We start from the raw sequence: 12,998 nt of genomic DNA, 5'->3' as shown, positions 1-12,998 counted from the left end.
CCCTTGCGTCGGTCATGCGCTCCGCAACTGGTTCGGCGCACGATGACCGCGGCGCCGCGTTCACTCCCAGACAATGCGGACGGCGAGGAACAGAAAGATCAGGCCCGCCAGCCGGTCCAGCCAAACCCCAACGTGCGGGCGGCGCCGCAGCAGCTGCCCCACCAACCCGGCAAACCAGGCGATCAGGCAAAAGACCACTGCGGCCTGGACCATGAAAATCACGCCGAGCCACAGCATTTGCCAATCGGGATGGCCGGCCCAGGGATTCACGAACTGCGGCAGGAATACGAGGAAAAAAAGCGTGACCTTCGGGTTGAGCATGTTTGCCAGCACGCTCTGCCCGAAAATGCGCGCATGGCTCAAGGGCGGCGGGCCGCTCGTAGGCGAAAAGCCGCCCCGGTTCCGCAGCACCTGCACCGCCAGCCACAACAAATAGGCTGCCCCGGCCAGTCGAATTGCATCGAAGGCCATGGGCGAAGCCTTGAGCAGCGCCGCGACGCCCAAGACCGCCAGTGCGGTATGGAAAAGACAGCCGGAGGCAAACCCCAGCGCGGCAGCGATGCCCGCGGTGCGGCCCTGGCTAAGCGAACGTGCGAGTACCTGGAGATTGTCCGGCCCGGGGGCGATCGTCACGCCCACTGACATGGACAGGAAGAGCAGCAAATCGGCCTGCATCGAAGCCTCGGCAGGCTCAGGACTTGCGGATCACTTCTTTGATGCGGTTGTTCTCGTCGACCAGCACGACGACGGGCTTGTGCTGTTCCGCCTCTTCGTCCGTCATCGGACCGTAGGTGCAAATGATCAACAAATCGCCCACCTGGGCTCGACGCGCCGCCGCGCCATTGAGCGAGATCTCGCCGCTGCCGCGCTTGCCTTTGATAATGTAGGTGGAAAAGCGCTCGCCGTTGTTGATGTTGTACAGCTCGATGCGCTCGTACTCTTTCATGCCCGCGGCATCGAGGAAGTCCTCGTCGATACCGCAGGAGCCTTCGTAATTCAGGTCGGCCTGAGTCACCGCGACGCGGTGAATCTTGGCGCGAAGCATGATGCGTTGCATAACGTGGGATGTCCTAGGAAGCGACCGCAAACGGCCAGGTGCGTTTATACCCGATCCGGACCGGTTGGCTCCAACGGCGGCCCGCTTCCCCTGTACCTGCGGCAAGGGCGCCCGAAGACGCCCCTGCCGGCCGATGCGAGGCGGTCGTCAGACCGACCGCAGATAGCCCGGCTCGACCGGCTGGATGGGAGCGAAACTCTCGCGCGTGGCGATGAACTCCGGCCGCGGGTTCAGGCCGTACCTGGGACTGTTCAGGGTATTTTCCACGCTGTTATACACCATGAACACATTGGCCCGCGGGTATGGGGAAATGTTGCTGTTGGAACCGTGCATGAGGTTGCAATCGAAAAACACGACCGAGCCCGCCGGTGCCGACAGCACGTCGATGCCACCTTGGTCCACGAGCAGCTGCAGGCTGACCGGATCCGGCACCCCATACTCCTGCTTCTTCAGCGACTGCTTATAGTGATCCTGCGGAGTCTCGCCCACGCATGACACGAATTGGCGATGCGACCCCGGCACGACCATCAGCGGACCGTTGGTGGGATTATTGTCGGTCAGCAGCACCGAGCAGCTCAACGCCCGCATTGCCGGCATTCCGTCTTCGATGTGCCAGGTCTCGAAGTCCGAGTGCCAGTAGAACTCTTTGCCGTTGAAGCCGGGCTTCATGTTGGCGCGCGATTGGTGGATGTAGACGTCCGAGCCGAGGATCTGCTTGGCGATGTTGACCAGCCGCATGTCCTGCGACAGCCGACCCAGCAGCTTGCTCAGCTTGTGAACCATGAACACCGAGCGCACCGCATCGCTGCCCTTCTCGGTGATGGCCTCCTCGCGGCGCCGGATGGCGGGGTCTCGCACCAGGCGCTCGACCTCGTGCAGGAGCGCCTGCGTCTCTTGGCTGGAGAAGAAATTCTTGAGCAGGATGTAGCCGTTGCGCTCATAGCTGCTCAGTTGTTCAGCATCCAGCCCCGTTCCGGGCTCCGTCTTGGCGCTGCCGTAAACGACCGGGTCGCGGCGCTGGACGATGCCAGCCGCGCGATCGGCCCGGGAAGAATAAAGGTCTCGTGCGGGAGTAATCATGTTTGCCCTCCTGTTCTCGCAGGCGGCCGCCCTCACCTCGGGCGGACCGCTCGTCATGGGGAAGCCGGGCGGCGCCCGGCCGACGCGCCATTGCGGCGCGCTCTGCCCTCAGGCGGCCTTTTCCTCGACCAAGGGGTAAACGCCGTCGGCGTCGTGGACTTCTTGGCCGGTCAAAGGCGGGTTGAAAACACATATGACGCGCAGCGGCTCCTTGCCGCCCCGCAGGTAGTGCTCGTCGTTCTCGTTCAGCGCATACACCACGCCGGGTTCGAGCTTGTACTTCTTGCCGTCGGCGACCGTCTCTATTTCGCCATCACCCTCGATGCACCAGACGGCTTCAAAGTGATGCTTGTACCAAATATGCGTTTCGGTACCGGGATGAATGATCGTCTCGTGGAATGAAAACCCCATCCCGTCCTTTTTCAGCAGCACGCGGCGGCTGGTCCACGTCGGCGTGGAAACTTCGTTCTCGGTTCCTATGATGTCCTTGACATTCCGTACGATCATCGTGCTTTTCCTCCAAACTTCAACACGCGGGCGTTGGACTGCTTCTGGCCAGGCCGCTCTGCGGCAACCACCTCGGCAACGGCGCGGTCCAGCACCTCCAACGCTTGCTTCAGCAAGCTTTCTTCGATGGTCAGCGGGGGCAGCAGCTTCAGCACTTCGTCGTTGGCACCGGAGGTTTCGATGACAACGCCGTGCTTGAACGCCTGGGCGGCGATCTTGTTGGCCAGCCCCGGCACGCCGCTCACCAGCCCTTGGATGAGCCCTCGCCCGCGAACCGACAAATCGGCGTCGGGATGGTTGTGCACCATGTTCTCGAGCCAATCGCGCACTAGCGTTTCCTTGGCCTGGATCTCGCGCGTGAAGGCATCGTCGCGCCAATAGTGCTCGAGTGCCTGGCGAGCAGTGATGAAGGCAAGGTTGTTGCCCCGGAACGTGCCGTTGTGCTCGCCCGGTTTCCAGACGTCCAGCTCCGGCTTGATGAGCACCATGGCCATGGGCAGGCCGAATCCGCTCAGCGACTTCGACAGCGTCACGATGTCCGGCTGGATGCCCGCCGACTCGAAACTGAAGAAGGTTCCGGTGCGGCCGCAGCCGACCTGGATGTCGTCTACGATCAGAAGCATGTCGTAGCGGCGGCACAGGCGCTGCAGCTCGCGCAGCCAGCGCAGCGTGGCGACGTTCACCCCGCCCTCGCCCTGCACGGTTTCCACGATGACGGCGGCGGGTGCATCCATGCCGCTGCTCCGGTCTTCGAGCATGCGCTCGAAGTACGCCATGGTGTCGACGTCGGGGCCGAAATACCCGTCGTACGGCACGAAGGTCGTATTGCCCAGGCTCACGCCGGCCGCGTCTCGATACTTGGCGTTAGCCGTGGCGGACAACGAGCCCGAGGTGACGCCGTGGAAGCCATGCGTGAAGGAAACGATGTTGGAACGCTGCTTGACCCGACGCGCGAGCTTGAGCGCGGCCTCCACCGCGTTGGTACCGGTCGGGCCGGTGAACTGGAGCGTGTATTGCATGCCCCGCGGCTGGAGAATGAGCCGTTCGAACGCTTCGAGGAATGCCTTCTTGGCGGAGGTGGCCATGTCCAGCCCGTGCACCACGCCGTCTGCCTGGACGTAATCCAGCAGCGGCTGCTTCAGTGCGGGATTGTTGTGGCCATAATTGAGGGTTCCTGCACCGGCGAACAGGTCGATGTACTGCCTGCCTTCCTCATCGAACAACAAAGCTCCTCTGGCCTTGCTGAACACTACCGGAAACGAGCGTATATAGCCGCGGACTTCCGATTCGAGGCGGTCGAAGATCTTGAGATCCATAGGTATTCCCTCCTGTCTTGCTTATGCTTAAAACGGTGGGCCGACGCGGTACGACACCGGCGGCAGACGCGAGGGCATCCAGCCAGTTACGAACGGCCCCGCGGAGTACGGCCGGGGTTAGGGCTACGCGCGCCCAGGCCTAGAACGGACCGATGCGCAGCAGCCTCTCCTCTTCGTGCCCGCTTTGGCCGAACAATTCGGGCGGGAACATGGGCTGCTCGACGCATTCGGCGCCGCGATCCCTTGCCAGCGCCGCGAACATGCGCCGCGACGGCAGGTTGGATGGAGATACGGTCGTTTCGATGCTGCGTATGGGTTGCGGCAACGGCCTGGCAAGAAGATGTTCGATCATGCGCTGCCCCAACCGATGGCCGCGCGCCGCGGGGTGAACCGCAACTTGCCAGACGAACAACACATTGGATTGATTGGGCGGGATATAGGCAGATACGAAGCCTGCCAATTGCCCTTGCCGGGCGGCCACGACGCACGTGTCGCGAAAGTGCCGGCACAGAAGGAGATAGGCGTAGATGGAATTGACATCCAAGGGCGGCGATTCTCGGACCAGCCGCTGGATCTCCGAGGCATCTTCGACTTCGGGCGGCCTCAGATCGAAGTTCTCCAGGGCTGGGTTGAAAACCGCAGGTTGGATGAGCGTGTCGTCGATCGCTTTCAGACTCCGACCCTCCTATTGTTTCGCACGCCTGCAGGAACACCGCGGCGCGCTGGTTGACGGGACCGGGTCAAACCGCTAGGCCCGACTCCGGAGACGTATCCGACGCATTGAGGTCAAGCAGGGGCGATGTATCCCTGGCGCCCGTGGGTGTTTCCATCAGGCTCACGATGCGCTCCAGCGAAAGCGTGATCGTGGCCTGTTCCAGCTCGGGCAAGGCACTCAAGGCATCAGCCAGCGTTTTCTGCAGTGGCGACGGCGCACGCCGGGCCACTTCGCGCCCTTCTTCGGTCGCGGATACCAGCACGGTGCGACGGTCTTCCCGGCTCCGCTCGCGCTTGATCCAGCCTTTTTCCTCGAGCCGATCGAGTATGCCCACCACCGTGCTCGGGCTGACGGAAATCTCTCGGCTGATGGCCGTGGCCGTCAGCGGGCCGGACTCGATGACTGCCAAAAGGCATACCAGCTGCGGAGCGGTGATGTGGCTGCAGGCAGCCAACTGCTTCGAGTGGAGCGCAATGTTGCGCGTGATGCGCCGCAGAGCTCTCAAGATCCGCACGTTGTAGTTAACGCCTGCTTCCGCCGCAGAACCGGTGGGTTCCATCTGCTTCCGAACTTCCCAAAATGCGTGACGAAAAAAAATCATTGCTCTTGCTTGATACGTAGAGCAATGATTTCAACTCGAATAATTTTACTCGAAAACACCCGCGAGGGCAACCCTTCCTGACGGGATTTTGGCGGGAACCGCTCCGAAATTACCCCTATTCCGCAGGATTACGCCGGCATCGCGCCGGCGCGGTGCCGCCTGCCAAGTCCGCCGCCCCGAAACTGTCTACGTCCACGACCTCGGCCACCGCGCGCTCCATCTCTTCGAGGAGGGTTGCCTGCGAGGCATCCAGCGTCCCGCTGCGCACCGCCTCGCGCCAATCCGCATGCCCTGAACGGCGCAGTGCGTCGAGGACGGGTGCGGCCCGCGTCACCAGGTCGAAAGCCTTGGCCAGCCAGTCCAGCGGCTCGCCCGGACGTGGCCGGGCGAGTCCGGGAAGGAGGCGCTCCCGGGCCGGGCTCGGTTCGAGCAGGATCCGGGCGCAAGCCTGCGTCAACTGGTCCGACGGCCCCCGGCGGCGCACCCCGCGGGGCAGGCAGATGCAGCGCAGCACGCCGGCCACCGCCCGCGACGGCAGGTTGGCCAGCACGCCGTCGAGGCGTTCTTCGATGGTTGCCAAGCCGCTCTCCATGCACCATTGCACCAGCGGCAAGTCCTCCTCGCTCGCACCCTCGTCGTGCCAACGCTTGAGGACGGCAGACAGAAGATAAAGCTCGGCAAGCACGTCGCCCAATCTGCCAGAGAGCATTTCCCGGCGCTTGAGCGCTCCGCCCAACGTCGCCAGGGCGACGTCCGCGACCAGGGCAAAGGCCGAGGCGTAACGGCCCAACTGGCGGTAGTAGCCCGCCACGGCGCCCGCCCCCCGGGGCGCCGGCGCAAAACGCCCGTTCGTCCAGGCCCTGGCCAACGCCCGCAAAGCGTTGGCCCCGGCATGCGCGGCGTGGCGCCAGAAGACCCGGTCGAACGCCTCCAGCCCGCGTCGCGGATCCGGGTCGGCCAGCGCAGCCATTTCGCGCATCAGGTAAGGGTGCGCGCGAATCGCTCCTTGGCCGAAGATGATCAGGCATCGGGTGAGGATGTTTGCTCCCTCGACCGTGATGCCGATGGGAATGGCTCGATAAATATTGGAGAGATAATTGCGTGGCCCGTCGATCACGCCCTTGCCGGCATGCACATCCATGGCGTCGTTCACCGCGATGCGCATTCGCTCGGTCGCGTGGTATTTCATGATGGCCGAGATCACGGCCGGCTTGTGGCCGGCGTCCAGTCCCGCGCATGTCAGGCGCCGCGCCGCATCGACCTGGTAGGCCAGCGCTGCCATGCGCCCCAGCTTTTCCTGCACGCCTTCAAACTTGCCGATGGGAATGCCGAACTGCTGGCGCACCCTGGCGTAGGCGCCGCTCGTATGCGCCGAGAAGACGCAAGACGCCGCCGCGAGCGAAGGCAGGGAAATGCCGCGCCCGGCGGCCAGCGCGCTCATCAGCATCTGCCAGCCCTGGCCCGCCCGCTCGACCCCGCCGATGATGGAGTCGAGCGGAATGAAAACGTCGCGGCCTCGATTCGGGCCGTTCTGGAAAACCTGCATCGCGGGGATGTGGCGACGGCCGATCTCCACGCCCGGTGCATGGGTGGGCACCAAGGCGACCGTAATGCCCAGCTCGACGCGATCCCCGAGCAGGCGGTCGGGGTCCCGCAGCTTGAACGCCAGCCCCAAGACCGTGGCAACGGGCCCGAGCGTGATGTAGCGCTTGTGCCAGTTCAGGCGGATGCCAAGCACTTCCTGCCCCTGCCACTGCCCCCGGCAGACCACGCCCTCGTCCACCATCGAGGCGGCGTCCGAGCCGGCCTCCGGGCTGGTGAGGCCAAAGCACGGGATTTCGCGCCCGTCGGCGAGCCGGGGCAACCAATACTCCCGCTGGGCTTCGGTCCCGAAATGCAACAACAGCTCACCCGGCCCCAGCGAATTGGGCACCATCACCGTAACCGCCGCCGTCAATGAACGGGTAGACAGGCGGCGGACCACCTCGGAGTGCGCATAGGCGGAAAAGCCAAGGCCGCCATACTTGCGGGGAATGATCATCCCGAAGAACTTGCGCGCCTTCAGAAAGGCCCAGATGTCGGCGGGCAGGTCGCGCAATTCCCAGCTGATGCGCCAGTCGTCGATCATGGCGCAGAGCTCGGCCACTGGGCCGTCCAGAAAGGCCTGCTCTTCCTCGCTGAGCCGGGCAGGCGGCGTGTCGAGTAGCTTGCGCCAAGCAGGATCGCCAGTAAACAGCTCCGCGTCCCACCACACATCCCCTGCTTCGATCGCTTCCCGCTCGGTGTCCGACATCGTGGGCAGCGACCTTGCCGCCCACCGGAAAAGGGGTTTAGACAACCAATCGCGCCGCCACGCGGATACGGCCATCGAGATGCCTCCTTGCTGACTCTTCTTGGCGCATATTAGTACGAGCCCAGGTGTACGAGCCCGGATGCAAGGAGGGCACTGTCGCCGCTATTTGCCGCCGGGACCGGCCACGTCGATGCCGCTGCCGGACAGCTTGTTCGACTTCGGGGCACGTCCCAGCTCGTCGGCGGAAGTGTTGCGATCGTTCTGCCGCGAAATTTGCTCGCGCTTGGCGGAAACATCCGGGGTCGCGCCCGGGGGTGCCTTGTGTTCCGCGCCCTCGGAAGACCGCCGGTCGGAAGGATGGGAAGAAGGCTTCATGCATGCTCCTCCAGCTGATGTTCGGCTCGGGCCAGCATGAAGCATTCCCGGCGCAATCTGGGCGGCGCCGGCAGGCCGCATCTAGGAGGTACCCCGCTTTTGGAAGAGAACAACTGACCGAACGCCGATGCCGTGATACGCTTGAATCGTCATCGAACAATTACAAGCAGGGCGCCCCGCCGGGGCCGCCCTGCAACTGGAGACTCGTATGACTTGCCAAGTCATTCCCTTGCGGCCACGCCGCACCAAGAGGGCAGCGGTTCCCGTCCCGGGAAAATGGTTGATGTTCGCGGTGCCGGCGGTGATCTCCTTCACCTGGCTGCTCGCGCTGCCGGGCATGCCGCACACGCAACCGCAGGCCGATTCGGCGGAGGAGTTCCGCCGGAGTTTCGCCGTCTCGCCCGGCGAGCTGCGGCCGGCACTCGAGAAATTCGCGCGGCAGGCCGGCATCCGGCTCGCCTTCGATCCCGCCAGCGTCTCCGGCCTGACCACGCCCGGCCTGCAAGGCCGCTATACCGTGCAGGACGGCCTGAACCAACTGCTGCGCGGCACCGGCTACCAGGGCTCCCCGGAAAGTGGCCGCTACGTGCTCGTGCCCGAGCCCTCGACCTCGGCGGAAAAAAGGCGGCCACCCGTCGCTCCCCGCCTGGCGGTGACGCTCATCCCTGCTTGAAGTCCTCGGTGCTCAAGCCAAGCCGGTGCATCTTGTCGTAGAGTGTCTTGCGCGGCAGCCCGAGCATTTCCGCGGCTGCCGCAGTGCGACCGGAACAACTCTTGAGCGCATCCTCGATCAGCAGCCGCTCGAACATCGTCACCTGCTCCTCCAAGGAGCGCCGCCGCAGCGACGCCTCCTCCGCCAAGTTCTCCTTGGCAAGCCCCAGCACGAACCGGTCGGCGACATTGCGCAACTCGCGAACGTTGCCTGGCCAATGGTGCGCCATGAGCGACTGAATCTGCGTACTCGACGCTTCGGGCGCCTCGCGTCCATAGCGCATGGCAGCCTGGAGGACGAAATGCTCGAACAACAGCGGGATGTCTTCGCGCCGCTCCCGCAAGGGCGGGATCTCCAGCACGGCGACGCTGAGGCGGTAGTACAGGTCCGTACGGAACACGCCGCGATTCGCCTCGGACAACAAATCGGTTTTGGTCGCGGCAATCACCCTGCAATCCATGGGCAGCGGCTCATTGGACCCCAGTCGCTCGAACACGCGCTCCTGTAACGTACGGAGCAGCTTGACCTGCAGCACGGTCGGCATGGTCTCGATTTCATCCAGGAACAGCGTGCCTCCCCGGGCATACTCGATCTTGCCGATGCGTCGCTTGACCGCGCCGGTAAAGGCGCCGGCCTCATGCCCGAAAACCTCGCTTTCGAACAGGTTCTCGGGCATGCCGCCGCAATTGAGCGCCGCAAAGGGGTGCTCGCGGCGCTTGCTGTAATCGTGCAGGCATCGCGCCACGAGCTCCTTGCCGGTTCCCGTCTCGCCGACGATGAGCACGTCGGCGTCGGTGTCGGCGATTTCCAGGATGACTCGCCGGAGCGCAACGATTGCCGGAGAGCGTCCCAACAACACCCCCTCGATCGCACGGCGGTCTTCGAGCTGGCGGCGCAGGGATTGCACTTCCAGCGTCAATGAACGCTTTTCCAATGCCCGCTGCACGACCTCGATCAAATGCTCGGAAGAAAACGGCTTTTCGATGAAATCGTAGGCGCCCAGTCGCATCGCCTGCACCGCCATGGAAATATCCCCATGCCCGGTGACCAGGATGACCGGCATGCTGGGGTCGATTTCCATGGTTCGACGCAATAGCTCCAGTCCGTCCATGCCGGCCATCTTCACATCCGTCACCAGTACGCCCGGATAGCCGGCGCAAAGGCGCTTGAGCGCCTGCTCGGCCGTATCCAAGGCCTCGACGTTCAGCCCCGCCAACTGCAGGGCCTGCTTGCCGCCCAGCTGCACTGCCGGGTCATCCTCGACGAATAGGACGCTCAACGCGTCAAACATCAGCTTCCTCCTCCATTTCTATCGTCGCCGGACGCAACTGCAAGACGAATGCCGCCCCGCCCCCCGGACGGTTGTACGCCCGGAGGCTTCCGCCGAAGTCCCGCATGATGGCGGCGGAAATCGCCAGTCCAAGCCCCAGGCCGCTCCCTTGCTCTTTGGTCGTAAAGAAGGGTTCAAACAAGCGCGGCATGACATGCGGCGGAATGCCTGGTCCGCTGTCCATCACCATGATGGACACCCACTCCCCGACCGCCACTTTCACCTCCAGGCGCCGTTCCCCGGTTTGCGCCATGGCGTCGATGGCATTGCTCATCAGATTCACCAAGACCTGCTCCAGGCGGTTGCCGTCGCACAAGGCGCACGCGTCCTCTGGAACGGCGACGTTCAGTTCGACGTGCTCCTGGCGCAGCCGCTGCTCGAGCAAGAAACACGCATCGGAAATCGCCACCGAAATCGAGGTGGGCTTGAGCAGCGATGGGGATTTGCGGGCGAACTTTTTCAACTGCCCCGTGATCTTTCCCATGCGCGCGATCAGCTGTCCGATCAGGGCGAGATTCTCTTGCGCATCCCCCTGGCGCCCACGCTGCAAGAACACCGCCGCATTGTCTGCGAGCGTCCGCAACGCGGCCAGCGGCTGGTTCAATTCGTGCGTGATGCTGGCGGCCATTTGGCCCAAGGCCGCCATTTTTCCTGCCTGCACGAGTTCGTCCAGCGTCGCCTTCAGCTCTTCCTCGGCCCGCTTCCGCTCCGCGATCTCGATGTGCAGATGGCGGTTCGCATCACTCAACGCCTGCGTGCGCGCGGCAACCTTGCGCTCCAGCTCGTCGTGCGCGCGCTGCAGCGCCGCGCTCGCCGCCAGGCTCTGGGCGATCGCCCGCCTGCGTTGCTGCAAGTACAGCCCCAGGATCGCCAGGAAACCCATCACCAGGGCCGCAGCAATGGCGGCATTGCTGGCACGCGCATGAATGGGCGCGATGTTCGACAACGCCATGAGTCGCCACTGGGTACCCGGAATCGACCGGCTCCGCAACAGGTAAGAAGGCTGCAGGAAATTACCGCTATCCCCTCCTTTTGCCTCGCCGGCAAACTGCACGATGGAGGTGCCGTCCGGAAAGCGCCGGACCTCCGTCATGTCCAGGGAAGCCAGCGAGCCCGCGTGGTATTGCCGGGTCGCGGCGAGCTGCTCCCGCGTTTGCGGCGACAAAGGCCTGAGCGTCTTGAACTCCCAATCGGGCACGGAGGTCAGGAAGATGACGCCGTTCTCATCCACGACGGCGACTTTCTCGTCGGCCCGCCCCCACGTCTTCTCCAATTTGTCGAGCTCTACCTTCAACGCCGCGACGCCGAGCATCGAGCCGCCATCGTAGATGCCGTAAGAAAAGTAATACCCCGGCGACTGGCTGACCGTTCCAACCCCGTAGAAGCGGCCGGGCAATCCTTGGACCGCATCGATGAAATAAGGGCGATATGAAAAATTGCGCCCCACGAAACTTGGAGGCCGGTTCCAGTTGCTGGCTGCAAGCGTGAGTCCATCCATGTTCATGACGTAGATCTCGGATGAACCGGCCTTCAAGTTGACGGTTTCGAGATACCGATTCACGCGGGCAATCCGTTCCGGATTTCCGGGATCCTTCAACAGGGCAATGACGTCTTTGTTCAGCGATAAGATGCCAGGCAGGTAGTCATATCGGGTCAGCTCGCTCTGCAGGCCCCCCGCATAGATATCCAGCCGGTGCTCCACGCCCTGAGCCATGTCGCGCATGCCGGCCCGTTCGCCCCAGGCATACGCAGCCACGACCGCCACGCCCGCGGCGAACAGGCACGCAGCGCCCCAAGCCAGGCGGGGATCGAAAGATCCACGGACGAGCCGCAGCCTGGCGCGCAAGTCTCTTCCTATTTTCCTTATCGCCATGCGACGCAACTGTATCGCACCCGCGTCGAGAAGGGCAGCAGGGCTTGCGGCCTTGCGCCCGCCGCAAGCCCGGCCCATGTCAGTCCGCGTAAACGCCGGCTGCCCGGATGACGGGCGTCCACTTATTGATTTCGTTGCTCAAGTGCTTGCGCAGGGAGCTTGGCGTTGCACGGTCGGCCGTGGCCGCCTGGGCCCCTAGGTCTTCCATCTTCTTGCGGAAGCTCGGGTCCTCTACGGCTGCTTGCAGCGCAGCCGACAATTTCGCGACGACATCGGCTGGCGTTCCCTTGGGCGCGTACATGGCATGCCAGATCTTCACTTCGATGCCCGGGAGCCCCTGTTCGGACGCCGCGGGGATATCCCGGAAAGCGTCGATACGTGCCGATTGCATGGCGATATAAGGCTTGACCACGCCGGCCTTGATTTGGCCCGACACGTTTGTCGTCTGGTCGCACATCAGATTGACCTGGCCTCCGATCAGGTCCGTGAGCGCAGGAGCCGTGCCCTTATAGGGAACCGTTCCAAGCTGCTTGCCGATGGCGCTCATGAAAAGCAGGCCGCACAGGTGCGACGCTGACCCGATGCCCGCATTGGCCATGAACAAATTACTGGCATTGCTTTGGATGTACGGCAACAGCTCCTTGAAATCTTGGGGCGGCAGGTTCTTGTTGCCCAAGAGAACCATGGGTACGTCGGCGATCTCGCCCACCATCTCGAAATCCTCGAGTGGATCGAAGCCCAGTTTCCGATACAACGCGGGTGCGGTAGACATGCCGATGTGGTGAATCAGCACGGTATGGCCGTCATTGCGTGCGGAAGCGACTTTCCGCGCGCCGATCGTTCCGCCTGCACCGCCGACGTTCTCGATCACGATCTGGGCCTTGAGGTGCTTGCTCATGATGGCCGTCACTTCCCGCGCGACCTTATCAGTAGGACCGCCCGCCGCAAACGGGACGACGGCCATGACAGGAGCATTGCCCGGATACTCTTGGGCACATGTGGTGAAGGCGGCCGACGCGGCCAGGATCGTCATCGAGATGCTGGATAGGAATTTCATATAGTCAGTAGAAAAAAGTTTGACTGTCCGGATGAATTGGACGAACGCGCCGACCCCTGGACGGGGTCGGCTACATCTGGCT

13 protein-coding genes are annotated in these 12,998 nt (G+C 63.5%); 1 reads left to right on the top strand and 12 read right to left on the bottom strand.

Going from position 1 to position 12,998, the window contains the following annotated elements; genetic code table 11:
* Positions 1-60: 60 nt before the first annotated feature.
* The 9 genes from IRZ12_RS10080 to IRZ12_RS10040 all read right to left on the bottom strand — a co-directional run bounded on the left by IRZ12_RS10080 (position 61) and on the right by IRZ12_RS10040 (position 7,944).
* Complete coding sequence (locus IRZ12_RS10080; RefSeq protein ID WP_296467953.1) at positions 61-675, bottom strand: LysE family translocator; 615 nt, start codon at positions 673-675, stop codon at positions 61-63.
* A gap of 16 nt (positions 676-691) precedes the next feature.
* Positions 692-1,057, bottom strand: a complete 366-nt coding sequence (gene panD / locus IRZ12_RS10075) for an aspartate 1-decarboxylase (RefSeq protein ID WP_296467952.1) — start codon at positions 1,055-1,057, stop codon at positions 692-694.
* A gap of 147 nt (positions 1,058-1,204) precedes the next feature.
* Positions 1,205-2,137: an ectoine hydroxylase gene (gene thpD, locus IRZ12_RS10070; protein ID WP_296467949.1), complete on the bottom strand. Its 933-nt coding sequence runs from the start codon at positions 2,135-2,137 to the stop codon at positions 1,205-1,207.
* Between the two features lie 108 nt (positions 2,138-2,245).
* Positions 2,246-2,644, bottom strand: coding sequence for an ectoine synthase (locus IRZ12_RS10065; RefSeq protein ID WP_296467948.1), 399 nt, complete (start codon positions 2,642-2,644; stop codon positions 2,246-2,248).
* The gene (gene ectB, locus IRZ12_RS10060; protein ID WP_296467946.1) at positions 2,641-3,960 is read right to left on the bottom strand and encodes a diaminobutyrate--2-oxoglutarate transaminase; all 1,320 of its coding nucleotides are present in this window, start codon (positions 3,958-3,960) and stop codon (positions 2,641-2,643) included. The genes IRZ12_RS10065 and ectB overlap by 4 nt, the downstream gene beginning before the upstream one ends.
* A gap of 139 nt (positions 3,961-4,099) precedes the next feature.
* Positions 4,100-4,567 carry a diaminobutyrate acetyltransferase gene (ectA, locus tag IRZ12_RS10055; RefSeq protein WP_296467956.1) on the bottom strand — a complete coding sequence of 156 codons (468 nt, stop codon included), beginning with the start codon at positions 4,565-4,567 and terminating at the stop codon, positions 4,100-4,102.
* 133 nt (positions 4,568-4,700) lie between these two features.
* Positions 4,701-5,234 (bottom strand): MarR family winged helix-turn-helix transcriptional regulator, encoded by a 534-nt coding sequence (locus IRZ12_RS10050; protein WP_296467944.1) that lies wholly within the window; start codon positions 5,232-5,234, stop codon positions 4,701-4,703.
* A gap of 157 nt (positions 5,235-5,391) precedes the next feature.
* Positions 5,392-7,644, bottom strand: coding sequence for an acyl-CoA dehydrogenase (locus IRZ12_RS10045; RefSeq protein WP_296467942.1), 2,253 nt, complete (start codon positions 7,642-7,644; stop codon positions 5,392-5,394).
* Positions 7,645-7,731: 87 nt separating this feature from the next.
* Complete coding sequence (locus IRZ12_RS10040; protein ID WP_296467940.1) at positions 7,732-7,944, bottom strand: hypothetical protein; 213 nt, start codon at positions 7,942-7,944, stop codon at positions 7,732-7,734.
* 208 nt (positions 7,945-8,152) lie between these two features.
* Between IRZ12_RS10040 and IRZ12_RS10035 the strand changes: the two genes are divergently transcribed.
* Entirely contained in the window at positions 8,153-8,617 is a 465-nt protein-coding gene (locus IRZ12_RS10035; RefSeq protein WP_296467938.1) for an STN domain-containing protein, read from the top strand.
* Here IRZ12_RS10035 and IRZ12_RS10030 read toward each other — a convergent pair.
* The 3 genes from IRZ12_RS10030 to IRZ12_RS10020 all read right to left on the bottom strand — a co-directional run bounded on the left by IRZ12_RS10030 (position 8,604) and on the right by IRZ12_RS10020 (position 12,892).
* Positions 8,604-9,947 carry a sigma-54 dependent transcriptional regulator gene (locus IRZ12_RS10030; protein WP_296467936.1) on the bottom strand — a complete coding sequence of 448 codons (1,344 nt, stop codon included), beginning with the start codon at positions 9,945-9,947 and terminating at the stop codon, positions 8,604-8,606. The genes IRZ12_RS10035 and IRZ12_RS10030 overlap by 14 nt on opposite strands.
* Positions 9,940-11,832, bottom strand: coding sequence for an ATP-binding protein (locus IRZ12_RS10025; RefSeq protein ID WP_296467935.1), 1,893 nt, complete (start codon positions 11,830-11,832; stop codon positions 9,940-9,942). Before IRZ12_RS10025 ends, IRZ12_RS10030 begins: the two co-directional genes overlap by 8 nt.
* Positions 11,833-11,938: 106 nt before the next feature.
* Positions 11,939-12,892: a tripartite tricarboxylate transporter substrate-binding protein gene (locus IRZ12_RS10020; protein ID WP_296467955.1), complete on the bottom strand. Its 954-nt coding sequence runs from the start codon at positions 12,890-12,892 to the stop codon at positions 11,939-11,941.
* Positions 12,893-12,998: the final 106 nt, after the last annotated feature.

This window comes from Pigmentiphaga sp., assembly GCF_019689535.1.
Taxonomy (GTDB): Bacteria; Pseudomonadota; Gammaproteobacteria; order Burkholderiales; family Burkholderiaceae_B; genus Pigmentiphaga.
The sequence above is the reverse complement of the archived record's forward strand: the minus strand, read 5'-3'. Positions and strand labels throughout refer to the sequence as shown.

Coding starts and splice junctions, on each gene's coding strand:
- IRZ12_RS10080 (WP_296467953.1), bottom strand. CDS start 675: ATGCAGGCCGATTTGCTGCTCTTCCTGTCCATGTCAGTGGGCGTGACG.
- panD (WP_296467952.1), bottom strand. CDS start 1,057: ATGCAACGCATCATGCTTCGCGCCAAGATTCACCGCGTCGCGGTGACT.
- thpD (WP_296467949.1), bottom strand. CDS start 2,137: ATGATTACTCCCGCACGAGACCTTTATTCTTCCCGGGCCGATCGCGCG.
- IRZ12_RS10065 (WP_296467948.1), bottom strand. CDS start 2,644: ATGATCGTACGGAATGTCAAGGACATCATAGGAACCGAGAACGAAGTT.
- ectB (WP_296467946.1), bottom strand. CDS start 3,960: ATGGATCTCAAGATCTTCGACCGCCTCGAATCGGAAGTCCGCGGCTAT.
- IRZ12_RS10050 (WP_296467944.1), bottom strand. CDS start 5,234: ATGGAACCCACCGGTTCTGCGGCGGAAGCAGGCGTTAACTACAACGTG.
- IRZ12_RS10045 (WP_296467942.1), bottom strand. CDS start 7,644: ATGGCCGTATCCGCGTGGCGGCGCGATTGGTTGTCTAAACCCCTTTTC.
- IRZ12_RS10040 (WP_296467940.1), bottom strand. CDS start 7,944: ATGAAGCCTTCTTCCCATCCTTCCGACCGGCGGTCTTCCGAGGGCGCG.
- IRZ12_RS10035 (WP_296467938.1), top strand. CDS start 8,153: ATGACTTGCCAAGTCATTCCCTTGCGGCCACGCCGCACCAAGAGGGCA.
- IRZ12_RS10030 (WP_296467936.1), bottom strand. CDS start 9,947: ATGTTTGACGCGTTGAGCGTCCTATTCGTCGAGGATGACCCGGCAGTG.
- IRZ12_RS10020 (WP_296467955.1), bottom strand. CDS start 12,892: ATGACGATCCTGGCCGCGTCGGCCGCCTTCACCACATGTGCCCAAGAG.